This is a genomic window from Kitasatospora sp. NPDC028055, assembly GCF_040637885.1.
GTDB lineage: Bacteria > Actinomycetota > Actinomycetes > Streptomycetales > Streptomycetaceae > Kitasatospora.
Genome location: NZ_JBEZXE010000006.1, coordinates 216,515 through 238,065, shown reverse-complemented (window position 1 = coordinate 238,065; position 21,551 = coordinate 216,515). Strand labels below are relative to the sequence as shown.

Sequence of the window (21,551 nt, the reverse complement as noted above, 5' to 3'; positions counted from 1 at the left end):
CCAGGGCCCGCTGCACCGGAGACGGCGCGGCGGGCCCTGGTCGTGCCGGGAGCGCGGATCGGCGGTTCAGCCCCGCAGGGCCGCCGGGACGACGGCGAACAGCGCCACCGCCAGGGTGACGGAGAGGCAGAGCGCCGCCCAGCGGGTGCAGACCCGGCGGCACTCGGCGCGGTAGCGGGCGGCCAGCCGGCGGCAGCGGTCGACGGCGCGGTCGACGACCTCCTCGGCGTAGCGCAGCCGGTCGGCGGCGTAGGCCCGCTCCAGATCCTCCCGCTCGGCCTCCGGCAGCCAGGAGAACTGGGCGGCGAAGGCGCGGGCGTCGCGTTCGGCCGCCGCGACCTCCGCCTCCCAGGCCAGGAAGCCCTCGATCCGGGCGATCTCCACCCGGGAGTTCATCCGGCCGCCACCGGCCGTGCCACCCTGGCGCGGGGTCCGCGCCCGCGGTGGACGCCGTCTGCCACTCATGCCCGCTCCTCACGTCCTGTCGGGTCGTCCCGCCGGAATTCCTGCGCGGACGGGCTCCTGCGCGGAGCCGCTCCGCGACCACGCAACTACTACCAGCGACGAACTGCAGGTGGCGGGCGGCTCGCCACGGCCCCGGCCGGCCCGAAAAAACTTGCGTGCCACGCACTATTGCGCAACACGCATGTTTGGCGGGACAGTGGTGCCATGACGGACGGAGAGCCCGGGCTGCGGGAACGGAAGAAGGCCGCGACGCGGGAGGCGCTCAGCTGGGCGGCGCTGAGCCTGGCGGTGGAGCGGGGGCTGGAGAACGTCCGGGTCGAGGACATCGCGGCCGCGGCCGGGGTGTCCCCGCGCACCTACAACAACTACTTCTCCAGCAAGGCCGAGGCGATCGTCTTCCGGCACCGCAACCGGATCCTGCGGGCCGCCGAGGCCCTGGCCACCCGCCCGGCGGAGGAACCGCTGTGGGAGGCGCTGTCCCAGGCCCTGGTCGAACCCTTCGAAGGCGCCGAGGAGGAACCCGCCCCCGGCTGGGTCGCCGCCCTACGACGGCTGCTGCGCGAACCCTCGCTCCAGGCCGAGCTGTTCCGCGGCGGCGCGCAGACCAGGGCCGGGCTCACCGCCGCGGTGGCCGCCCGCACCGGAACCGATCCCGACCGGGACCTCTACCCGAAGCTGGTGGCCGCCGCCGCGCTCTCCGCGCTGCAGGTCGCCAACGAGCACTACCTGGTCGCCGACCCGGTGGTGCCCTTCAAGTCGCTGTTCGCCGAGGCGCTGCGCCAGCTCGCGGCCGGGCTGCCCGATCCGTCCATCCGGTGAACCCATCACACCTCTGGGGGAATTGACATGACCAACGAGGTCGTCATCGTCGGCGCAGGCCCGGTCGGGCTGTTCCTGGCCTGCGAACTGACCCTGGCCGGCGTCCGGCCGGTGGTGCTGGACCGGCTGGCCGAGCGCTCCGGCGAGCAGAAGGCCAACGGCCTGGTCGGACAGGTGCTCCGGCTGCTCGACCACCGCGGCCTCCACCAGCCGCTCAGCGGCGCCGCGGGTGCGCCGCGGCCGATACCCCGGTTCGTGTTCGGCGCCTTCCCGCTGGAACTGCACCGGCTCGACGACAATCCGCTGCACGCCCTGCCGATCCCGCAGCACCGGATCGAGGCCGTCCTGGAGGAACACGCCCTCGCGCTGGGCGTCACCATCCTGCGCCGGTGCGAGGTCACCGGTTTCACCCAGGACCAGGACGGGGTCACCGTGGACCTCCACGGCCCGGACGGCGCACGGCAGTTGCGCACCCGCTACCTGGTCGGCGCGGACGGCGGCCGCAGCACCGTCCGCAAGCACGCCGGCATCGGCTTCCCCGGCGTCACCTCACCCGAGCCGGTCTCCCGGATCGCCCACGTGCTGCCGCCCGAGGGCCTGCGCACCACCGACGACGGCAGGATCCTGCTGCCCGGCTGCCCGACCCCGTTCGGGCCGTGGACCCACACCCGCACCGAGCACGGCGTGTTCGTCATCTCCCCGTTCGGCCCGGACGCCACCATGATCGCCACCATGGAGTGGGGCGGCCCGCCGGTCGACGAGGCCGGCCCGCTCACCCTGGACGAGCTGCGCGCCAGCATCCGCCGGGTCACCGGCGCCGACCTGCCGCTCGCCCCGGCCCGTACGGCGGGACCGTTCACCCCGCGCCGCACCGTCGGTTACAACACCCGGCTCGCCGAGCGGTACCGCGAGGGCCGCGTCCTGCTGGTCGGCGACGCCGCGCACGTGCACGCCGCGACCGGCGGCCCCGGCCTCAACCTCGGCCTCCAGGACGCCGCCAACCTGGGCTGGAAACTCGCCGCCGAACTCCGGGGCTGGGCCCCGCCCGGCCTGCTGGACAGCTACCAGCACGAGCGCCGGCCGGTCGGCGAGCGGGTCTTCATGCACTCCCAGGCCCAGCTGGCCCTGATGGCCCCCGGCCCCGGGATCACCGCGCTGCGCGCCCTGGTCGGCGAGCTGATAGCCCACCAGGACAACCTCGCCCGGATAGCCGCCCTGATGGCGGGCAGCGACGTCCGCTACGACACCGACTGCCCGCACCCGCTCGCCGGGGGCTTCGCCCCGGAGCTCGCCCTCGACACCCCGACCGGGAGCACCCGCCTGGCCGAACTCACCCACAGCGGAAGGCCGTTGCTGCTCGACCTGACCGGCGGCACGCTCGGCCTCGCGGACCGGGCGGCCGGCTGGAAGGACCGGGTCGACGTCCACGCCGCCCACTGCCCCCAGGCACCGCCGCCCGCCGGAGCGCTGCTGCTGCGCCCGGACGGCTACGTCGCCTGGGCCTGCGCCCCCGGCGAGGCCGACCGGGAGGGGCTGGACCGGGCGCTGCGCGGCTGGTTCGGCGAACCGCGGATCTGAGTACCCGCCCCCGGACGGACTCCAGTGGCCCGCGGCCCGGCTGTTCCGACGGGCCCGGGTGGCCCTCTCCCTGGTGGCGCCGGCCGCGCTCACGGTCGAGTTCTTCGCCATCCTGAGCATCGGCCCCCGGCGTGTGACCCCCGGAATCCCACCGGGCACCCCCTAAGGTCGTCGCGGCCGCCCTTCGACGGGCGGAGGGAACCGGACGAACGGGGAACCATGCGCATCGGAATCATCGGCACGGGCATGGTCGGGCAGACCCTCGCGGACAAGCTGGTCTCGCTCGGCCACCAGGTGGCACTGGGCTCCCGGAGCAAGGACAACGAGAAGGGGCTGGCCTGGGCCCGGCAGGCCGGCCCCGCCGCCAGCTGCGGGACCTTCGCCGAGGCGGCGGCCTTCGGCGAGGTGGTGCTGAACGCCACCAGCGGAACGGTCTCGCTGGCGGCGCTGCGCGCGGCCGGGGCGGAGCACCTCGCCGGGAAGCTGCTGATCGACGTGTCCAACCCGCTGGTGTTCGGCCCCGAGGGCGTCACCCTCGCCCCGTGCAACACCGACAGCATCGGCGAGCAGATCCAGCGCGAGTTCCCCGAGGCCCAGGTGGTGAAGGCGCTCAACACGCTGAACTGCGAGCTGATGGTCGCACCGGACAAGCTGGCCGGTGAGCACAACCTCTTCATCGCCGGGAACGACGACGCCGCCAAGGCCGAGGCGGTCGCCCTGCTGGGCGAGTTCGGCTGGCCGGCCGACTGGATCGTCGACCTCGGGGACATCACCGGCGCCCGGGCGACCGAGATGCTGATGCCGTTCTGGCTCCGGATGATGGGCCACTTCGGCGACGCCGCGTTCAACTACTCCTTCCGGCGGCCCGCGTAACCCCCTGGGCCCGCCCTCCCGGTGGTGGGGCGGGCCCGGCGGGCGCCGACCGGCCGTGGGGGACAATGGTCGGCATGTCCCGACGTCGTTCCGCGCCCCGCCCCGCCGCTCCCCGGCTGCTGCCGTCCTCCCCGTGCCCGTGCGGCCTGCCCGCCGCCTACGGCGACTGCTGCGGCCGGCTGCACCGCGGCCAGGCGAAGGCCACCACCGCCGAGTCGCTGATGCGCTCCCGGTTCAGCGCCTTCGCCGCCCAGGACGAGGCCTACCTGCTGCGCACCTGGCACCCGGACACCCGGCCCGACGAGGTCGACTTCGACCCGGCCCTGCGCTGGACCGGGCTGGAGGTGCTCTCCACCAGCGAGGGCGGTGCCTTCCACGCCGAGGGCACGGTCGCCTTCCGCGCGCACTGGACCGAGGACGGCGAGCAGGGCGTGCTCAGCGAGCACAGCCGCTTCGTCCGGCACGAGGGCGCCTGGGTGTACCTCGACGCCCTCTCGCTCGGCTGAGGCCCGGCCGGCCCGGCCCGCCCTACAGGTAGTCGTCCAGGCGGCCCAGCGAGTAGCCGGCCGCGGTGACCTCGTTGAGCACCTTGCGCAGCAGGTCCGGCATGGTGGCCTTCCAGTCGGAGATGCCGCGGAAGTGGGTGAGGATGATGTCGCCCGGGTGGAGCGTCCGGTCGTCGTAGCGCCACTCCATGTGGTCCGGGAAGGCCTCCTCGTTCCACAGCGGGACGGCCTGCACCCCGCAGGAGGCGGCGGCGCGCAGGGTGTCGTCGTTGTACTCGCCGTACGGGGGGCGGAACAGCCGGGGGCGCACGCCGATCTGCTGCTCCAGCTGGTCCTGCTGGTCGCAGATCTCCCGGCGCTGGGTCTCGTAGTCGAGGACCTTGAGGTTGCGGTGGTTGATCGTGTGGTTGTTGATCTCCACGCCCTGCTTGTGCAGGTCCCGGAAGTAGCCGTAGTTGTCGCGGACGAGGTAGTCGGAGAGGAAGGCGCTGAGCGGGATCCCCAGCTCCGCCGCCATCCGGGAGAACTCCGGGTCCTTCTCGAAGCCGTCGTCGATGGTGAGGAAGACCACCTTGTCCTGGGTCGGCACCCGGAACACCACGGGCGGGCGGCCGTCCTTGAGCTTGACGCCCTGCACCGGGGTGAGGACGGCCTTGGCCGCCGGGCGGGCCGGGGCCTTGAGCGGCGGGCGGTCCAGGCCCCAGCGCTGGGCGGTCTCCAGGGCGGCGCGGGCCAGGTCGGCCTGGCGGGCGGCCGCCTCGCTGCTGGTCTCCTCCTGTTCCCGGGCCAGGCCGGGGAGCAGCGGCGGAGCGGGTTGGGGCGCCCCGGTGGCGGGTGCCGCGGCGGCCGGGGCGGGCTTCGACGGGGTGGCGGGACCGGCGCAGCCGGTGACCACGGCGGTGAGGCAGACGGCGGCCAGCAGGCCGGTACGTGCGCCGCGCCGCTGCTGACCTTTCCTCAGATCCCCGTTAATGCGACAAACTGATGGTCCGTTCATAGCTGCTACTGCTCCCCCGCCGGGCGCTCCCGCCAACCCTCCGTCACCCGCCCGGGGCAACGGCACGCCGCCCGCCTTGCCGATCCTTTGCCGAATCCTCCGCCACCGGCAGGAAAACCCTTTGCGACCACGGCGCCCGGAAACGGATCATGCGCGCATGACCGACCGCTGGACCATCACCACCACCGACGTGACCACCCCCGAGGCCACGGACCTGCTGCGCGAGTACTACTACGACGTGGCCAACCGCTACTACCGCCTCCACCTGGGCCGCGAGGGCACCCCGGAGGAACTGGAGTCCGGCCTCGCCGACTCCCCCAGCGACGACCTGGCCGCCCCCACCGGCCTCTTCCTGCTCGGCCGCTACGACGGCGCGCCCCAGTCCTGCGCCGGCCTGCGCCGCTACGACGCCACCACCGTCGAACTCACCCGGGTCTTCGTCCGCCCCGGCCTGCGCGGCACCGGCGGCGGCGCCCAGCTGCTCGCCGCCGTCGACCGGGCCGCCCGCACCATGGGCGCCGAGCGGATCGTCCTGGACACCCGCCTCGACCTGATCGAGGCCCGCACCCTCTACCTGCGCAACGGCTACCAGGAGATCCCGGCGTACGGCGACACCGGCCCGTACTCCGAGGTCTGGTACGGCAAGGACCTCACCGGGCCGGACTGCCAGGGGAGTTGAGAGTCGCCGGGCGGCCCCGGCTACCGCGCCCCGGCCGCCCGGCGGCGCTCCAGGGCCGCGGCCAGCTCGGCGGCCGAGGGCGGGTTGGCACCGGGGCGGGAGACGGTCAGCGCGGCGGCAGTGACGGCCTCGGCGAGGCAGTCCGCCAGCTCCTCGCCGGCCGCGCGGGCGTGCAGCAGGGCCGCCATGAAGGAGTCACCGGCGCCGACGGTGTCCGCCACCGCGACCGGGACGGCCGCCACCCGCTCCCGGCGGCCCTCCGCGGTGAGCGCCAGGGCGCCCTCCGCCCCGAGGGTCACCGCGACCACGGCGGGCCCCAGGGCGAGCCAGCGCTCTGCGACCGCCTCGACGGGCTCGCCCGGGTAGAGCCAGGCGAGGTCCTCGTCGCTGGCCTTCACCAGCTCGCTCAGCGCCACGCAGCGCTCGACCCGGCGCACCGCCGCCGCCCGCTCGCCCATCAGCGCGGGGCGCACGTTCGGGTCGTAACTGACCGGCACCCGGTCGCGCCATCGCTCCACCAGGGCGAGCACCGCGGCGGCGCCCGGCTCGGTGACCGCGCCGATCGAGCCGAGGTGGATCGCGGCGGGGGCGGCGGGGAGTTCGGTCGGCGGCAGCGTCCAGCCGATGTCGAAGGTGTACTCGGCCCGCCCCTGTCCGTCCAGCCGCACCACCGCCGAGGGCGTCCGGGCCACCTCGGCCGCCCGGACCACCACCCCGGCCGACTCCAGGTGGCGGCGGATCAGCCGCCCGTCGGCGTCCGGCCCCAACTCGGTGAGCAGCACCGCCGGGTGGCCCAGCCGGGCCAGGCCGTACGCGACGTTCGCCGGGCTGCCCCCGGGGTGGACCCGGTCGGGGGCGCCGTCCGTACGGACGATGTCGGCGACGCACTCACCGATCACCAGAAGGTGCGAAGCGGGGCTGGTCACGGCGGCTCCTGGCATCCGGTACGCGGGCGTCGTCCGGGGGCCAGCCTACGCGGTGCCTCCGGGAGGGCGCCCGGGCACAGGAGTACGGCCGCCGGACCTGGCCAGGTTCTCCGACGGCCGTGGCCCCGTCCGTCAGGGGACGGAGCACTACGAACGCTAGCCCCGGCCCGGGGGCGCCGCCAGCACCGTGGTCCGTCCGGGGGACGCCCGCGTGTCGGCACGGTTCGGCCGGGCGGAGCTGACGGTCCACTAGCATCCGTCATCCGTGGCCGGTGCGTCGCGGACGCACCGGCCACGACCCTCCGGCCCCGACCCTCCGAAGTGTGGTGATCCCCCTTGGTCCCGCTGCGCAGGCTCCGTGCCGGGCTCGCTCCGGCGCTCGCCCTCGGTGCGGTGCTGCTGGCCGCGAGCGCCCCGCCGGCCACCGCCGCGGACGGGCTCGGCGATCGGGTCTTCCCCTCGCTCGGCAACCCCGGGTACCGGGCGCTCGCCTACGACCTGTCCTTCGAGTACCGGGCCGACACCCGGACCGTGGACGCCACCGCGGTGATCACCACCCGGACCACCCGGACCACGGCCGCCCTGTCACTGGACGCGCTCGGGCTCGACGTGCACGCCGTCCGGGTCGACGGGCGGGCGGCCCGGTTCGCCGTCCACGACGAGAAACTGACCGTCACCCCCGGGAAACCGCTGCGCCGCGGCAGCACCGCGCGGCTGACCGTCGAGTACACCGCCGACCCGCGCGCCGCCCTGCCGCACACCGGCTGGGTGCCGACCGCGAACGGCTTCGCGGTGGCCGGGCAGCCCGCCAGCGCCCACACCGTCTTCCCGTGCAACGACCACCCGAGCGAGAAGGCCCGCTTCACCATCACGGTGACCGCGCCGGATCCACTGCTGGGCGTCGCCAACGGGGAGCTGACCCGGACCGTGCCGCTCGGCGACGGCCGCACCACCCGGCGGTACGTCTCCCGCGAGCCGATGGCCACCGAACTCGTCCAGGTGTCCGTCGGCGACTACACCGTCCGCCGGCGCACCGGCCCGCACGGGCTGCCGCTGCGCGATGTCGTACCGACCGCCCGGGTCGCCGAGCTGGCCCCGGCCCTGGACCTCACCGCCGACCAACTCCGCTGGGCCGAACAGCACTTGGGGCCGTTCCCGTTCGAGTCCTACGGCATCCTGCCGGTCGACACCGACGACCCGGCGGCCTTCCGCTTCACCGGGCTGGAGACCCAGACCCTCACCCTCTACAAGCCGGGCTTCCTGCGCCAGGCCGAACCGGCGATCGGCTCGCACATGATGCACGAGCTGGTGCACTCCTGGTTCGGCGACAGCGTCACCCCCGCCACCTGGGCCGACCTGTGGCTCAACGAGGGCCATGCCGACTACTACGGCCTCGCCTACCGCTACGAACGCGGCTGGCCCGACGCCTGGGGCGACACCACCCTGACCGCGCGGATGCGCCGGGTCCACCGCCTCGGCGACCAGTGGCGGCACGACTCCGGCCCGGTCGCCTCGCCCACCGCCGACACGCTCTTCGACGACCAGCGCTACACCGGCGGCGCCCTGGTGCTGTTCGCCCTCCGGGAGAAGGTCGGGGCGGCCACCTTCGACCGGATCGAGCGGACCTTCCTGCGCGAGCACCGCCACGGCACCGCCACCACCCGGGACTACGTCCGCACCGCCTCCGAGGTCTCCGGGCAGGACCTCAGCGGCTTCCTGGACGACTGGCTGTACGGGCGGCGCACCCCGCCGGTGCCCGGCCACCCGGACTGGACGGTGGCGCCCGTGTCCACCACTCCGGACGCCGCCGGCGCACGCCCCGCCGGCCCCCGGACGCCGGAGCACTCGGGAACGGTCTGACCCGCTTCGCGGGGTCCGACCGGCTTGCGGAGCTTTCGGACGCTCCGTCGCCGTTCGCCCGCCCGGGCGCGCCACCGTGCACGCCCGGGCGCCCCCGTGCGCCCCTGGCCGTCCGGGGGCGGACGGGCCATGGTGGTCCCCACGGCCCGCCTGCCGCCCGGCCTAGCCCCGGCCGGCACGCGGGCCGTCCAAACCCTTCCTCCTCCGGTCAGGTCCGCGGCTCGGCGGTCCGGTCACCGTCGAAGCGGTAAGCGGTCTGGCCGAAGCCGCCCTTGGCGAAGGCGAGGACCTTGGCGGGCCGCACCGCGAAGACCAGGGCCTCGCCCCCGTCCTGGTGGGCGAAGCCCTCCGCCGTCACCCGGAACCGCCACTCGCCGTTCCACTTGGTCGTCCAGGCGGCGGCGAGGCGTTCGAGCGCGGGGCGCGCGGTGATCCGCTCGGCCAGGCCCTCCACGACCACGTCGAGCCCCCGGTCCCATTGGTTGCAGCCGGTGGCCAACGCCACCTGCCGGTTCCCGACCAGGTTCACGGCCTTCTGCTCCTCGGTGCCGGTGGTGAAGTGCAGTTGCCCGTCGAGCCACACGGCCACCAGGGGCGTGACGTGGGGGCGTCCGTCGGACCGCACCGTGGTGATCCAGAACAGCTGTGCCGACTCCAGCACCTCACGGACGGTCTCCCACGGCGTCGCGCCCGCTCCGGGGTCGCTGAACCGTTCGTCGAATCGGGCTTCGGGCTCGTTCGCGCTCATTGGTCGCTCCCGTCAGGAGGAGGTGGCCGGACACCACCGGACCACGATCGGCGGCTACGGGGCAAGGTAACCGCCGGCCCCGGCCGTCGACGGCGACACGCCCCACCGTGCGCCCTTGCGGCCGGAGGGCCGTCGCGGGGACCCTTGGGGCGAACGGCGGCCGGCCCACCCTCGCGTTCGAAAGGGCGTCCCATGCCTCAGGACACCGCGTTCACCCTCCCCTTCGACGCCGCGACCAGCCCGGACGCCGACGGCGCCTCCCCCGCCTGGCTGGAGCGCACCGGACAGCACTGGCAGTGGTTCCTCGGCGCGTACACCCAGGAGACCCGGAACCGCGCCCACCGACACGTCCCGACCCTCGCCGAGTACGCCGAACTGCGCCGCCGCTCCGGCTTCGTTCACGCCATGCTGGACCTCAGCCAGAAGGCCTACGGCTTCGAACTCCCCGACCGGCTGTACAGCCAGCCCGTGGTGCGCCGGATGCTCGACATCACCGCGGACGTCGTCGACACGCTCAACGACGTCCACTCCGTCGAGAAGGAGGAGTCGCGCGGCGATCTCCGCAACCTCGTCCTCGTCATCGAGAACGCCCCGGACCGGGCGCGCGCCCACGCCGGGGAGCGGGGCCGGGCGCGGGAACGCGCGGACACCGTCCGGGAGATCCAGGGCATGGTCACCGCGTGGTGCGAGGAGTTCCTCGTCCTGGAGCAGCGGCTGACGGACGCCGTCGGGGCGCGGGACGCCGGAACCGCCGCCCTGATCACGGACTGCATGCGCACGGCCATGAGCGGCTACCTGGAGTGGAGCAGGACCACCCGCCGCTACTCCCACCTGGTGCCCGCCGGCGAGGCCGCCCTCGCCGCGGACCTCGCCGCGGACCTCGTGCGGGCGGACTGACCGTTCCCGCAGGGACTTTCGGCGGTGGGCCCGGGCCTTAGGACTCCAGGGTCTTGGCGGCGTCCCGGATGACGTCGAGGACGAAGTCGGGGTGCGACAGCATGGGGACGTGGCTGCTGTCGATGTCGAAGGTCTTCGCGCCCATCCGCTCGGCGGCGGCCCGTTGCAGGTCCGGGTTCACGGTGCGGTCGTTGTTCGCGACGATGTACCAGCTCGGCTTGGTGCGCCAGGCGGTGCCGGGGACCTGCTGGGCGAACAGGTCGGCGACCGGCACGGCGCCCGTCGCCAGGACGAGCTTCTGCTCGGCGACCGGCAGGTCGCCGCAGAAGTCGGCCACACCGGCCTCCTGCAGCCAGAGGCGGCCGTCGACGACGCCGACGTGCTCGAAGACCGGTGTCGGGGGGAACTTCTCCTGCTGGCCCACCGAGGTCTCGTCCTCGTCCGGGGCGAGCGCGGCGATGTAGACCAGGGCGCCCACCCGGTCGTGGACACCGGCCTTGGTGATCAGCGTCCCGCCGTAGGAGTGGCCGACCAGCACCACCGGGCCCGGCACGTGCTCGATGGCCCGGGTGACGCACGCGACGTCGCCCTCCAGCGAGTCGAGCCCGTGCTGCGAGCTGTAGACCTCGTGGCCCTCGGCCTGGAGCGTGGGGATCAGCTTGTTGAAGCACGAGCCGTCGGCCCAGAGCCCGTGGGCGAATACGATGCTGGCCTTACCGGCCATGACGTCCTCCTTCGTCGATACGGCGCCGTGACGGAACACGGAACGCTGCGGTCAGTATCCGTTCGGTCACCGTGCGCGGCATCCCGGCCGCACCGACCTCGCACCCCTCGCGCCCCCTCGCACCGTCCCGGGCCGCGATGCTCCGGGGCCGCCCGTAACCCTTGCGCCGCGGTTTCGTTGGACCGGCCATGAAGAAGCGCAGCATGCTCGCCGTCGCCTCGCTCGCCGTCGGCGTGGTGGCCTCCCTGACCGCTCCGAGTGCGCACGCCAGCGAGATCGGCGGCCAGGAGGGCCTGCCCGGTCCGCTGACCAGTGCCCCGGGCGCGGTGCCGGGGCAGGTCGGGGACGCGGGCGGCGTGGTCGGCCAGGCCACCGGCTACGTGACCGGCTCGGCGGACGGCCTGGTGCCGGTCACGCCCGCCTAGGCTCGCGCCTCCTTCCCGGGCCCTCTCGGGACTCTCGGGGCGGACCCGGGGAGGGGTGGGTGCGGCCGTCCAGCGGCTCCCCTCCCCGGGCCCGGGTCGGGTCAGGCGCGGAGAAGGTACCAGCCGCCCATGCCGCTGCAGCCGGTGTTGACGTAGGCGCCGAGGCGGAAGCCGGCCGGAACGGGCTGGTACGGGCAGACCACCTGTCCGGCTCGGGCCACCACCTGCAGCCAGGAGCCGATGCCGCCGCAACCGGGCACCTGGTGGCCGATGTTGACGTAGCCGGGCGGGATCGGCGAGCCCGCGCAGGTCCAGATGCCGTCCCTGGCGAGCTGCATGAACCAGGCGTCGATGTTGGTGCAGCCGTTGCCGTTGGGGGCGTGGGCGGTCAGTACGTAGCCGGGCGGGACGGGCGAGGTGCCGCAGGTCCACAGGCCGTCCACGGGCAGGCGCATGTACCAGGAGTCGTAGCCGTCGCAGCCGGTGGGGTTGTGCCCGGAGAGCACGTAGCCGGCCGGGATCGGCGAGGTGGCACAGGTCCAGATGCCGTCCCGGACGGGCTGCTGGTACCACATGCCGGCACCGTTGCAGCCGTTGTTGGAGTGCATGGTGAGGACGTAGCCAGGGGTCACGGGCGCGCCCCGGCAGATCCAACCGGGCCCGGCCGCAGCGGCGTTGGCGGCGGCGGGCGCGGCGGAGGCGGAGGCCCCGGTGGGTGCGGCGGAGGCGGGTGCGGCACCCGCTCCGACCAGGAAGGCCACCAGCAGCGCGAGCGCCCCGGCCAGCGCGGCCAGTCGGCTCCGGAGGGCGGCGGTCGACGGTCGGTCCAGCTGTCGGTCACGCGGTTCTGTCACTTCACACCAGTCCTGTCGGCAGGTCCGTAGGGCCCCGCACGGCGGATGTGCGGGCGCCCGGGGTGGCGGAACGGTGCGACAGTAGCAAGAATTGGAACGCTCCAAGAGGGGTTCCTGGCGGCCAGCATGCGCACGTCAAAGGATGGCCGGAAACGCTCGCCTGGCCCGGCCCGGAGCCGCTCCGGGCCGGGCCAGGCGAGGGCCGGTCAGGACATCGGGGCGCCCAGGTCCTGGGTCCACAGGGTGCCGGCGGGGCTGGTGGCGATGCCGACGCCGATGTCCTTGAAGCCGCAGTCGAGCATGTTGGACTGGTGGATCCCGCCGTCCATCCAGCGGGCGAAGACGCTCGCCGCCGTGGTCGGGCCCCGGTCGAGGTTCTCGCCCCACTGGGACCAGCGGTAGCCGGCCGCGGTGATCCGGGCGTCCGCGCGGACGCCGTCCGGGTTCACGTGGTCGAAGAAGCCGCGGGCGGCCATGTCGTCGGAGTGTTTCTGGGCCGAGGCGTGCAGTCGGGGATCGATCCGCAGCGGGGCGCAACCCGCCTTGGCGCGTTCGGCGTTGACCAGGTCCACCAGCTGCCGTTCCGGGTTGGGCTGGGGCGCGGCCGGGGTCGACCGGGTGGCGGTCGGCGAGGGCGTCGCGGCCGGGGTCCCGGTGGGGGTCGGTGTCGGCGTGGGGGTGGCGGTCGGGGTGTCCGGGACGGTCGCCGGCAGGGCCGCCGGGGTGTCCATCGCGGCGGCCGGGGTGGTGGGTTCGGGCACCGCCGCCCGCGGCGGCTCGGTGGGGTTCGACCAGACCAGGGCCAGGGTGGTGACGGCCACCGCCGCGGCCGTACCGCCCGCCAGCGCGGCCTTGCGGGCGGCGATGCCGGCCCAACCGCCGTGCGCGCCACCGCCGGTGGCCGCACCGGCAGCCGTACCGCCCGCGCCCGATCCCGCACCGGCCGCCGCCGTGTGGGCGCCCGCCGCGGCGGTCGCGGCCGTGTGCTGGAAGTGCAGCAGCGTGGGCGAGGCGGACGGGATCGGGACCAGCGCGAGACCGGCCAGCAGGCCCTCGGCAGGGAAGAGGTCGCGGCCCAGGCCGTCGCAGCCGGCGCAGCCGCGGATGTGCCGGGCGATCCGCTTGCGCCAGACCGAGTTCGGGGTGCCGTCGAACCCGGCGGTGACCTCGGCGAGTTCGGGGCAGCGCGGGTAGGCACCGAGGGCGCGGACCACGACCCGCCCCGCCTCCAGCTGCTTCTTCATCCGCTGGACCCGCACGGCGGCGTGCGGCACGGTCAGGTCGAGGGCCGCCGCGAGTTCGGCGCGGGTGAGGTCGCCGGCGGCCTCCAGCCACCACAGGGCGAGCAGTTCACGGTCGTCCGGATCCAGCCAGCGGGTGGCCTCCGCCACCTCGCGGCGCTGGCCGGACAGGCCCAGGCGCAGGATGGTGAGGTCGGTGAAGTCGGCCCGGGGGTCCGGGACTTCCCAGGTCTCGTCCAGGCCGCCGACGGTGGGCTGCTGCTGCCCGGCGGCGTGGCGGCGGCGGACCTGGTTCATGGTGATGGCGACCAGCCAGGAGCGGAAGGACTCCGGGTCGCGGAGCCCGTCCAGGCCGTCCAGGGCCCGGATCATGGTCTCCTGGGCCACGTCGTCCACGTCGGCGTGGCCGCGCAGGGCGCGGCCGGCCACGTTGTAGACGAGCGGCAGCCAGGTGGCGACCAGGGCCTCCTGGGCCTGCCGGTCACCCGCCTGCGCCGCGCGTACCAGGGTCGTCCCGGTCCTGTTCTGCACATCAGCGTTCATGGTCCGCACTCCGTCTTGCCGTGTTTCCGTCCGCCGCTGCCTCCTCGGAGACCTGTGGGGAGTGATCAGATAACAACAATGTGCACGGAATCGGAAAATCGGACTGCCCGGTGGCCGGCGGTACCGGCCACCGGGAGTGAGCGGAGGCGGGGTCAGGGGCGGACGGCGATGGCGGGGGGGGCGGAGCCGGGGCGGGCCCGGTCAGGCCGGAGCGGCGAACACCTGGGTCCACCACGGGCCGTTGGCGCCGGTCCGCACCCCGACCCCGAGCTGCTTGAAGTCGCAGTTCAGGATGTTGGCGCGGTGGCCGGGGCTGTTCATCCAGGACTCCATCACGGCCGCTGGGTCGCTCTGCCCCCGGGCGATGTTCTCGCCCCAGGTGCTCCAGCGGTAGCCGACCGCCTCGATCCGGTGGTCGGCGTGGTAGCCCTCCGGGCTGGCGTGGTCGAAGTAGTTGCGGTTGGCCATGTCGTCGCTGTGCGACTGGGCCGCGCTGGCCAGCCGGGGCTCGGCGGTGACCGGGCCGCACCCGGCCTTGGCCCGCTCGGTGTTGACCAGGTCGACGACCTGCTGGGCGAACGCGGGGGACGATCCACCGCCTGCCGGAGCCGCGGCGGCCCGCTGGGCGGTGCCCGCGGCGGGGTTGGCGCTCGGGCGGGTGGGCGCCGGGCTCGGCTTGGCGGTGGTGGTGGCGGTGGCCGTCGGGCTCGGCGTCGCGGTGGGCCGGCCCGTCGGGGAGGCGGAGCCCGTCGCGGTGGCCGTCGGGCTCGGGGTGGCCGACGGGCCCGTCGCCGTCGGACTGCCCGACGGCGGCACCGCGCCCGCGAGGCCCGCTCCCCCGGCGCCCGGCACCTGGATGCCCTCGTGCGTCCCCAGCTCGGCGGCGACCAGCGAGTCCGCCGCGGCGGCCTGCCCGGCGAGGTCCCGGTCGCTCTGCTTGCCGCCGTACGCCGCATAGCCCGCCCCGGCCAGCGCGGCTATCAGTCCGGTCCCGGCCACGGCGGCGACGACCGCGCTCACCGGCGCGAACCCGCCACGCCGGCGCCCCCGGCGCCCGTGCCCGGTGTGCCGCTGGGCGGCCCGCCGCGCGGCCCGGCCACCCGGGCGGCCGTGGCCGCCGCTCCCGCCGGCGCCGTCGTTGCCGCCGCCGCTCGCCGGGATGATGGTCGTCCTGTCGTCGCTGTTCACGTGGCCACTGCTTTCTGTCCAGGTCGGCTGGTCGGATACCGACACCTGGGAGACCCCCCGGCGGAACGCCGATAACAGAAACTCCGTACGAATGTTCCGGCGACTTGGTCAGGTGATCCGGTCGACCGCTCCGGTCGGCCCCACCGGTCGGCCCCACCTGCGGGCTCAGCCGGCCGGGGCCTCCGGGGCCATGTCGTAGGTGACGAACATCGTCCGGGTGGCGACCTGGTCGTACTTGCTGCGCGCCCGGTGGTTGTCGTCCGCGGTGATCCAGCGCACGGTGCTCCAGCCGCGCTCGGCGGCGATCTCCCGCAGCCGGGCCAGCAGTTCGTCCACCGCCCCGCCGCCGCGCACCTCGGGAGCGACGAACAGGTCGTCCAGGAACCCGGCCACCGTGCCGTGCAGCGGCCGGGCGAACGGCCGGAAGTGCGCGAAGCCGACGGGCGTCCCCGCGCCGTCCCGGACCAGCAGCCCCTCCACCTCGTGCTCCGGGTCGTTGAGCCAGGACCACACCAGCTCGGCCTTCTCCTCCGGCATCGGCACCCGGTAGAACTCGCAGTACCCGCGGAAGAGTTCGCGCCAGCGCGGGTAGTCCCCCTGCTCCGGTGCACTGATGCTCCAACGGTTCGCGGCGGCGGTGCTCAACTCGGTCTCCTCGCTGGTCGAACGGCTCGGACCAGCATGCCGCTTCGCGACCCGCCCGCCGATCTCCACCCCGGCCAACACCACCCTCTCCCGCACTCCACTCCGGCGCTTCCCAGCCGGCCGTTCTCCGGCTCCACCGGGGAACGCGACGGCGGCCGGGCCGGAGCCCGGCCGCCGGGAGCGAGCCGTTCGGGGTGAGCCGTCGGGGTGAGCCGTCGGGGTGAGCCGTCGGAGTGAGGGTCAGAGACGCTCGGGGACGGGGTTGCCGACCGCTTCGATGGCGCGGCGGACCGGGACCTTCACCAGGACGGCGAACCCGATCACGAAGAAGATCAGCAGCGAGATGATCGCCGAGCGGTAGCTGCCGGTGACCTGGTAGGCGAGGCCGAAGACCAGCGGGCCCATCCAGCTGGTGCCACGGTCGCTGACCTTGTAGAGGCTGAAGTACTCGGCCTCCCGGCCCGCCGGGATCAGGTGCGAGAACAGCGAGCGGGAGAGCGCCTGGCTGCCGCCGAGCACCAGGCCGATCATGCAGGCCAGGACGTAGAACCAGGCCGGCTGATGGGCCGGCATGAAGTAGCCGAGGGCCAGCGTGACCACCCAGCCGACCAGCGAGCCCAGGATGGTCTTCTTGGCGCCGTGGCGCTGGGCGATCCGGCCGAGCAGCAGGGCCCCGCCGATCGCCACGATCTGCACGATCAGCACCGCGATGACCAGGGTGCCCTGCTCCATGCCGAGTTCCTCGCTGCCGTACAGCGAGGCCTGCGAGACGACGGTCTGGATGCCGTCGTTGTAGCAGAGGAAGGCCGCCAGGTAGAGCAGCGTCAGCGGGTGCTTGCGCATGCTCTTGAGGGTGCGGCCGAGTTCGCGCAGGCTGCCGGCGGCCGGCTGGTCCGGCGCGGCCTCGGCGCGCGCCCGGACGACGCCGGCCCGGGAGGGCAGCCGCAGCATCGGGACGAGGGTGAACAGCGCCCACCACAGGCCGGCCGAGGCCAGGCAGATCCGCACGGCGGTGCCGGAGGAGAGGCCGAGCACGTCGTGGCCCTGGAACAGCGCGAGGTTGGCGATCAGTAGCAGTCCGCCGCCCGCGTAGCCGTACGCCCAGCCCTTGGAGGAGACGGCGTCGCGCTCGTCGGGGGTAGCCAGGCCCGGGAGGTAGGCGTAGGAGAGCGCCACGGACACCGCGTACGAGATGTTGGCGACCACCAGCAGCGCGCCGCCCAGCAGGTAGCGGTCGCCGCCGAGGAAGAACATCCCCATGGTGGCCAGCGCGCCCACGTAGGCGAAGCCGCACATCAGCTCCTTGTGCCGCCCGGTGCGGTCGGCGACCGTGCCGGTCAGCAGCATCGCCGCGACCGAGATCAGCACGGAGAAGGAGACCGTGTACGGGAAGAACGATCCTGCACGGATCGCCAGGCCGAGCGGGTGCACGTCGCCGGACGCGTCGGCGGCGTTCTTCGCCACCTCGGTCAGGTACGGCCCCAGGAAGACCGTCAGGACGGTGGCCGAGAAGGCGGCGTTGGCCCAGTCGTTGATGTACCAGCCGAACTGCATCCGGCGCAGGGCGCGGCCGTCGTCGGCGGCCGCCGGAGGCGACGAGACGTCGTCCGGCAGGTGGTCCGTGGTGCTCATGGGCTCCTATTTCACTGTGCTGGAGCCGGTGCTGCCGTCCGTCCAGCAGCCGCGCTCGCCGAGGACGCCCTTCAGGACGTCGATGCGATCCGCCATGATGCCATCCACACCCAGGTCGAGGAGAGACCGGATCCGTGTGGCATCGTCCACAGTCCACACGTGGACCTGCAGGCCGAGGCGGTGGGCGGCCCGGACGAAGGCCCGGTCGACCACCCTGATCCCCCGGTGCCGCTCCGGCACCTGGGCGCACACCCCGGCGAACGGCGCCCCGCCCCGCGCCAGCGGGCCCGCCAGCGAGCGCAGCCGCAGCCGGGCCACCTCGCGCGGGCCGAGCGAGGTCGCCAGCCGGGGGCCGGCGGCGGCGCGCACGGCGGCGATCCGGCGGTCGGAGAAGCCGCCGACGCAGACCCGGTCCCAGGCGTTCGTCCGGCGGACCGCCTCGACCAGCGGCCGCACGGCGGGCGCCGCCTTCACGTCCACGTTGAACCGGGCGCCGGGGAACGCCCCGAGCAGGTCCTCCAGCAGCGGTACCGGCTCGGTGCCCCCGATCCGGGCCCGCCGGACGGTCTCCCAGAGCAGCTCGGCGACCGCCCCGGCGCGGTCGGTCACCCGGTCGAGCCGGGAGTCGTGGAAGGCCACCAGCACGCCGTCCGCGGTGGCGTGCACGTCCGTCTCCAGGTAGCGGTAGCCCAGCGCCACGGCGGCCTCGAACGCGGCGAGCGAGTTCTCCGGGTGCCCGAGCTCACCGCCCCGGTGCGCGAAGGCCAGCGGCCCCGGGTGGTCGAGGAAGGGGTGCATGCGGTGCTCCGAGCTGCGGGGAAGGGACGCCGCGCGGCCCGCTCCGACGGCGCCTCGGACCGCGCGCGTTACAGTATTACGCACCCTGTCAAGGAGTAACGGCGGTGGGCGTCGGCTCCGGCGACGCCCCGGCAGTGACCAGCCGATGGATCTGTGCGGTCACCAGGTCGGTGGGCAGGCTGGGGGCGAGTGCGGTGTCGTCGATCTTGCAGAACACCGCGCGGTTGTCACCGACCGCCGCGTACAGGTAGAGCCAGGTGGATCCGCCCCGGCTGGTCGCCGCCCCGGTGGACGACAGGAGCCGGAAGCCGACGACCGGCACCTCCGAGGCCTGCGAGGCCACCGGCTCGACCTCCAGCGGCTCGGCGCCGAACCGGTCGCTCAGCCGGAGGCTCGTGCAGCTGCCCCCGTGGACGGCGTCCCGCAGCGCCTCGAAGCGTTCCCGGGCCCGACCGCCGGGGACGGCGGCCACCTCGACCAGCGTCCGGTTGCTGCGGGTGTTGTCGCCGGTGACGTACGTGAGCCGGGCGGCGTCGGCCGACTGCTCGATCATGGCGTCGAGGACCGGTGCACAGCCCGGACTCCGCTTGGCCGCCCTGGCGATCGTCTCCGCCGTGGTGTCGGACACCGGCGCCTCCTCCTCGGTGGTGGTGCCCGCCGGCAACTCGGAGACGGGCACCAGCGTCGCCCTCAGCTGCTCACGGGACAGCGGCGCGAGCGGGCGCCAGGCGGTCGCGGCCTCCGGCGGTACGGAATGCGGCGCCCGGGCCGCGGAGGCGGACTCGGTGGGCCGTACGCCCGGGTCGGCCGTGCAGCCCACCACGAGGGCGAGCAGCCCCAGAGCCACCGGTACCGTGCGTGCGGCGCGCCATGTCAAGGTTGTCTCCCGTCCCCTGCCCGGCCTCCGGGCCGCCCCTCGGAACGGGACAGCGGCGGGCGCGGCCATTATGGTCGCGGGGCGCGGTGTCCCGCCTCGGGTTTTCCGTCCTCGAACGGTCCGGTGGTCAGGCGCTCCTCGAACTCGTCGGTGCGGCGCAGGTCGTAGAGGTAGGACCTGCCGGCCTGCCAGCTGCGCCAGGGGCCGAGCGGCGGGAACGGGCCTTCTCCGGTACGGCCGGACAGCGGCCAGCCGTTGGCGGTGCCGTCGGCGCCCACGGTGCACCAGCCCCGCTCGGGCAGCCACCGGCACCACACGTCGAGGTCCAGGCGCCGGAAGGACGGCCGGCCGTTGAACTCGCCGTCCCTGCGGTAGCGGTAGACCAGGCCGTCCGCCCGGCGCACGAACTCGATCGACACGGCCGCTCCCCCTCACCGGTCAACTGCTGGACGGGAAAGGCTACGCGCCCGGGTTGCCGGGGTGCGGGGTCGGGGGGCCGCGCGGATGCTGGGGGTGGAGGTGGCGGCGGATGGGGTTGCGGCGGTTGGCGGAGGTGTCGCGGGAGGTGGCGGCGGAGCCCGGGCGGCGGGCGAAGGTGGGCCTGTTGGCGGGGTGTCTGCGGGAGCTGGGGGCCGAGGAGGGGGCGGCGGCGGTGGTGCTGCTGTCGGGTGAGGCGCAACGGTTGCGGACGGGGGTGGGGTGGGCGGCCCTGCGGGAGTTGCCGGCGCCGGCGGTGGCGGCCTCGCTGGGGGTGCGGGAGGTGGAACGGGAGCTGGAGCGGATCGCCGGGGTGCACGGGGCGGGGTCGCAGGCCGAGCGGCGGCGGCTGCTCGCGGGTCTGTTCGGGCGGGCGACCGAGGTGGAGCAGGGGTTCCTGCGGGCGGTGCTGGTCGGGGACCTGCGGCAGGGGGCCCTGGACGCGCTGGTCGGGGACGCGGTGGCACAGGCGGCCGGGGTGCCGGTGGCGGCGGTGCGGCGGGCGCTGATGTTCCGGGGGTCGGCGCGGGCGGTGGCGCGGGCCGCGCTGGGCGGTGGCGCGGAGGCCCTGGCGGAGTTCCGCCTGGAGGTGGGGCGGCCGGTGCGGCCGATGCTGGCGGCGGCCGCACCGGACGTGGCGTCGGCGCTGGAGCGGACGGGTGCGGCGGCACTGGAGTGGAAGCTGGACGGGATCCGCGTGCAGGTGCACCGGGACGGCGGGGAGGTCGCGGTGTTCACCCGCAGCCTGGAGGACATCACGGCGCGCGTCCCCGAGGTGGCGGAGGCGGCGCTGGCCTTGCCGTTGCGCTCGGCGGTGCTGGACGGCGAGGCGATCGCGCTGGGTGCGGACGGGCGGCCGCGTCCGTTCCAGGAGACCGCGGCGCGCACCGCCACCCGGCGGGATCCGGACCGGCTGCGGGCCGAAGTCCCGCTCAGCGTACGGTTCTTCGACCTGCTGCACCGGGACGGCGAGGACCTGGTGGACCGGCCGGGCCGGGAGCGTTGGGCGGCACTGGCCGGGGCCGTGCCGGAGGGTCTGCGGGTGGCCAGGATCGAGACCGGGGACCGGGCGGAGGCGCTGGCGTTCTTCCGCGGGGCGCTGGCGCTCGGCCACGAGGGGGTGCTGGTGAAGGACCCGGCGGCCGGGTACGCGGCCGGGCGGCGCGGGGCGGGCTGGATCAAGGTGAAGCCCCGGCACACCCTGGACCTGGTGGTGCTGGCGGCGGAGTGGGGCAGCGGCCGGCGGCAGGGGTTCCTGAGCAATCTGCACCTGGGGGCGCGGGCGGCGGGCGAGCCGGGCCTCGGCCCGTGGGTGATGCTCGGGAAGACCTTCAAGGGGCTGACCGACGCCACGCTCGCCTGGCAGACCGCCGAGCTGCTCGCCCGGGAGGTCGACCGGGACGCCCGGACGGTGCGGGTGCGGCCGGAACTGGTCGTCGAGATCGCCTTCGACGGCCTCCAGCGCAGCCCCCGTTACCCCGCCGGACTGGCCCTGCGGTTCGCCCGGGTGGTGCGGTACCGGCCGGACAAGAGTGCCGCCGAGGCCGACACCGTGGCCTCCGTAAGGGAGTTGGCCGCCGCCGAAGGCCTGTGAGGCCGCCCGCGCTTGTGAGACCGCCCGCGCCGCCCGTCCGCCGACCCGCCTGCCGACCCGTCCGACGGCGTTCCGACGGTTGAAACGCATTGCGCGGCAAGGGCGTTCACACAGGAGCCGAATCGGCCATTCTTGACGATCCGCCCGCCGCACCCCTCCGTGGACGGACCAGCGGCGGCTAGGTTGACCGTGACAACGAGAGGCG

General features: G+C 74.6%; 22 protein-coding genes. 9 read left to right on the top strand and 13 right to left on the bottom strand.

Annotated features, from left to right (window positions below; translation table 11 throughout):
- Positions 1 to 66: 66 nt before the first annotated feature.
- Entirely contained in the window at positions 67 to 465 is a 399-nt protein-coding gene (locus tag AB0F71_RS10825; RefSeq protein ID WP_360230817.1) for a hypothetical protein, read from the bottom strand.
- 204 nt (positions 466 to 669) lie between these two features.
- Here AB0F71_RS10825 and AB0F71_RS10820 point away from each other — a divergent pair, with 204 nt between their 5' ends.
- From AB0F71_RS10820 to AB0F71_RS10805, 4 genes are all read left to right on the top strand, one after another.
- A complete protein-coding gene (locus AB0F71_RS10820) occupies positions 670 to 1,284 on the top strand; it encodes a TetR family transcriptional regulator (protein ID WP_360230815.1) in 615 nt (204 codons plus the stop codon).
- Between the two features lie 27 nt (positions 1,285 to 1,311).
- The gene (locus tag AB0F71_RS10815; protein WP_360230813.1) at positions 1,312 to 2,862 is read left to right on the top strand and encodes an FAD-dependent monooxygenase; all 1,551 of its coding nucleotides are present in this window, start codon (positions 1,312 to 1,314) and stop codon (positions 2,860 to 2,862) included.
- A 219-nt stretch (positions 2,863 to 3,081) separates the two neighbouring features.
- Positions 3,082 to 3,735, top strand: coding sequence for an NAD(P)-binding domain-containing protein (locus AB0F71_RS10810; RefSeq protein ID WP_360230811.1), 654 nt, complete (start codon positions 3,082 to 3,084; stop codon positions 3,733 to 3,735).
- 74 nt (positions 3,736 to 3,809) lie between these two features.
- Positions 3,810 to 4,241, top strand: a complete 432-nt coding sequence (locus tag AB0F71_RS10805; protein ID WP_360230809.1) for a YchJ family metal-binding protein — start codon at positions 3,810 to 3,812, stop codon at positions 4,239 to 4,241.
- Positions 4,242 to 4,263: 22 nt separating this feature from the next.
- On the opposite strand, the gene AB0F71_RS10800 is transcribed toward AB0F71_RS10805, so the two are convergent.
- The gene (locus AB0F71_RS10800) at positions 4,264 to 5,238 is read right to left on the bottom strand and encodes a polysaccharide deacetylase family protein (RefSeq protein WP_360230807.1); all 975 of its coding nucleotides are present in this window, start codon (positions 5,236 to 5,238) and stop codon (positions 4,264 to 4,266) included.
- Between the two features lie 157 nt (positions 5,239 to 5,395).
- On the opposite strand from AB0F71_RS10800, the gene AB0F71_RS10795 reads away from it, so the two are divergent.
- Positions 5,396 to 5,917, top strand: a complete 522-nt coding sequence (locus AB0F71_RS10795) for a GNAT family N-acetyltransferase (RefSeq protein WP_360230806.1) — start codon at positions 5,396 to 5,398, stop codon at positions 5,915 to 5,917.
- A 20-nt stretch (positions 5,918 to 5,937) separates the two neighbouring features.
- Here the strand turns inward: AB0F71_RS10795 and AB0F71_RS10790 are convergent, their stop codons facing one another.
- Positions 5,938 to 6,843 (bottom strand): carbohydrate kinase, encoded by a 906-nt coding sequence (locus tag AB0F71_RS10790; protein WP_360230804.1) that lies wholly within the window; start codon positions 6,841 to 6,843, stop codon positions 5,938 to 5,940.
- A 336-nt stretch (positions 6,844 to 7,179) separates the two neighbouring features.
- On the opposite strand from AB0F71_RS10790, the gene AB0F71_RS10785 reads away from it, so the two are divergent.
- Positions 7,180 to 8,703, top strand: coding sequence for a M1 family metallopeptidase (locus AB0F71_RS10785; RefSeq protein WP_360230802.1), 1,524 nt, complete (start codon positions 7,180 to 7,182; stop codon positions 8,701 to 8,703).
- Positions 8,704 to 8,911: 208 nt separating this feature from the next.
- Here AB0F71_RS10785 and AB0F71_RS10780 read toward each other — a convergent pair whose 3' ends face one another.
- Positions 8,912 to 9,451 (bottom strand): pyridoxamine 5'-phosphate oxidase family protein, encoded by a 540-nt coding sequence (locus tag AB0F71_RS10780; protein ID WP_360230800.1) that lies wholly within the window; start codon positions 9,449 to 9,451, stop codon positions 8,912 to 8,914.
- A gap of 192 nt (positions 9,452 to 9,643) precedes the next feature.
- Between AB0F71_RS10780 and AB0F71_RS10775 the strand changes: the two genes are divergently transcribed.
- A complete protein-coding gene (locus AB0F71_RS10775; protein WP_360230798.1) occupies positions 9,644 to 10,348 on the top strand; it encodes a terpene synthase family protein in 705 nt (234 codons plus the stop codon).
- Between the two features lie 37 nt (positions 10,349 to 10,385).
- Here AB0F71_RS10775 and AB0F71_RS10770 read toward each other — a convergent pair whose 3' ends face one another.
- Entirely contained in the window at positions 10,386 to 11,072 is a 687-nt protein-coding gene (locus tag AB0F71_RS10770; RefSeq protein ID WP_360230796.1) for an alpha/beta hydrolase, read from the bottom strand.
- 188 nt (positions 11,073 to 11,260) lie between these two features.
- Between AB0F71_RS10770 and AB0F71_RS10765 the strand changes: the two genes are divergently transcribed.
- Positions 11,261 to 11,497, top strand: a complete 237-nt coding sequence (locus AB0F71_RS10765; protein WP_360230794.1) for a hypothetical protein — start codon at positions 11,261 to 11,263, stop codon at positions 11,495 to 11,497.
- 101 nt (positions 11,498 to 11,598) lie between these two features.
- On the opposite strand, the gene AB0F71_RS10760 is transcribed toward AB0F71_RS10765, so the two are convergent.
- From AB0F71_RS10760 to AB0F71_RS10725, 8 genes are all read right to left on the bottom strand, one after another.
- The gene (locus AB0F71_RS10760; protein WP_360230792.1) at positions 11,599 to 12,351 is read right to left on the bottom strand and encodes a hypothetical protein; all 753 of its coding nucleotides are present in this window, start codon (positions 12,349 to 12,351) and stop codon (positions 11,599 to 11,601) included.
- 206 nt (positions 12,352 to 12,557) lie between these two features.
- Positions 12,558 to 14,135 (bottom strand): sigma-70 family RNA polymerase sigma factor, encoded by a 1,578-nt coding sequence (locus tag AB0F71_RS10755; protein WP_360230790.1) that lies wholly within the window; start codon positions 14,133 to 14,135, stop codon positions 12,558 to 12,560.
- A gap of 201 nt (positions 14,136 to 14,336) precedes the next feature.
- Entirely contained in the window at positions 14,337 to 15,323 is a 987-nt protein-coding gene (locus AB0F71_RS10750) for a CAP domain-containing protein (protein ID WP_360230788.1), read from the bottom strand.
- Positions 15,324 to 15,488: 165 nt separating this feature from the next.
- Entirely contained in the window at positions 15,489 to 15,968 is a 480-nt protein-coding gene (locus AB0F71_RS10745) for a GNAT family N-acetyltransferase (protein ID WP_360230786.1), read from the bottom strand.
- 240 nt (positions 15,969 to 16,208) lie between these two features.
- The gene (locus AB0F71_RS10740; protein ID WP_360230835.1) at positions 16,209 to 17,522 is read right to left on the bottom strand and encodes an MFS transporter; all 1,314 of its coding nucleotides are present in this window, start codon (positions 17,520 to 17,522) and stop codon (positions 16,209 to 16,211) included.
- An 84-nt stretch (positions 17,523 to 17,606) separates the two neighbouring features.
- On the bottom strand, positions 17,607 to 18,398 hold the full coding sequence (locus tag AB0F71_RS10735; RefSeq protein WP_360230785.1) for a glycerophosphodiester phosphodiesterase: 792 nt from the start codon (positions 18,396 to 18,398) through the stop codon (positions 17,607 to 17,609).
- Between the two features lie 88 nt (positions 18,399 to 18,486).
- Positions 18,487 to 19,245 carry a hypothetical protein gene (locus AB0F71_RS10730; protein WP_360230783.1) on the bottom strand — a complete coding sequence of 253 codons (759 nt, stop codon included), beginning with the start codon at positions 19,243 to 19,245 and terminating at the stop codon, positions 18,487 to 18,489.
- Between the two features lie 98 nt (positions 19,246 to 19,343).
- The gene (locus AB0F71_RS10725) at positions 19,344 to 19,694 is read right to left on the bottom strand and encodes a hypothetical protein (protein ID WP_360230781.1); all 351 of its coding nucleotides are present in this window, start codon (positions 19,692 to 19,694) and stop codon (positions 19,344 to 19,346) included.
- A gap of 110 nt (positions 19,695 to 19,804) precedes the next feature.
- Here AB0F71_RS10725 and AB0F71_RS10720 point away from each other — a divergent pair, with 110 nt between their 5' ends.
- Positions 19,805 to 21,346, top strand: coding sequence for an ATP-dependent DNA ligase (locus AB0F71_RS10720; RefSeq protein ID WP_360230779.1), 1,542 nt, complete (start codon positions 19,805 to 19,807; stop codon positions 21,344 to 21,346).
- The last annotated feature ends 205 nt before the right edge of the window (positions 21,347 to 21,551 follow it).

Excerpts from the sequence above, each read along its gene's own strand:
- AB0F71_RS10820 (WP_360230815.1), top strand. The coding sequence starts at position 670 with ATGACGGACGGAGAGCCCGGGCTGCGGGAACGGAAGAAGGCCGCGACG.
- AB0F71_RS10740 (WP_360230835.1), bottom strand. The coding sequence starts at position 17,522 with ATGCAGTTCGGCTGGTACATCAACGACTGGGCCAACGCCGCCTTCTCG.
- AB0F71_RS10825 (WP_360230817.1), bottom strand. The coding sequence starts at position 465 with ATGAGTGGCAGACGGCGTCCACCGCGGGCGCGGACCCCGCGCCAGGGT.
- AB0F71_RS10735 (WP_360230785.1), bottom strand. The coding sequence starts at position 18,398 with ATGCACCCCTTCCTCGACCACCCGGGGCCGCTGGCCTTCGCGCACCGG.
- AB0F71_RS10805 (WP_360230809.1), top strand. The coding sequence starts at position 3,810 with ATGTCCCGACGTCGTTCCGCGCCCCGCCCCGCCGCTCCCCGGCTGCTG.
- AB0F71_RS10795 (WP_360230806.1), top strand. The coding sequence starts at position 5,396 with ATGACCGACCGCTGGACCATCACCACCACCGACGTGACCACCCCCGAG.
- AB0F71_RS10765 (WP_360230794.1), top strand. The coding sequence starts at position 11,261 with ATGAAGAAGCGCAGCATGCTCGCCGTCGCCTCGCTCGCCGTCGGCGTG.
- AB0F71_RS10810 (WP_360230811.1), top strand. The coding sequence starts at position 3,082 with ATGCGCATCGGAATCATCGGCACGGGCATGGTCGGGCAGACCCTCGCG.
- AB0F71_RS10720 (WP_360230779.1), top strand. The coding sequence starts at position 19,805 with ATGGGGTTGCGGCGGTTGGCGGAGGTGTCGCGGGAGGTGGCGGCGGAG.
- AB0F71_RS10775 (WP_360230798.1), top strand. The coding sequence starts at position 9,644 with ATGCCTCAGGACACCGCGTTCACCCTCCCCTTCGACGCCGCGACCAGC.
- AB0F71_RS10755 (WP_360230790.1), bottom strand. The coding sequence starts at position 14,135 with ATGAACGCTGATGTGCAGAACAGGACCGGGACGACCCTGGTACGCGCG.
- AB0F71_RS10770 (WP_360230796.1), bottom strand. The coding sequence starts at position 11,072 with ATGGCCGGTAAGGCCAGCATCGTATTCGCCCACGGGCTCTGGGCCGAC.
- AB0F71_RS10800 (WP_360230807.1), bottom strand. The coding sequence starts at position 5,238 with ATGAACGGACCATCAGTTTGTCGCATTAACGGGGATCTGAGGAAAGGT.
- AB0F71_RS10815 (WP_360230813.1), top strand. The coding sequence starts at position 1,312 with ATGACCAACGAGGTCGTCATCGTCGGCGCAGGCCCGGTCGGGCTGTTC.
- AB0F71_RS10780 (WP_360230800.1), bottom strand. The coding sequence starts at position 9,451 with ATGAGCGCGAACGAGCCCGAAGCCCGATTCGACGAACGGTTCAGCGAC.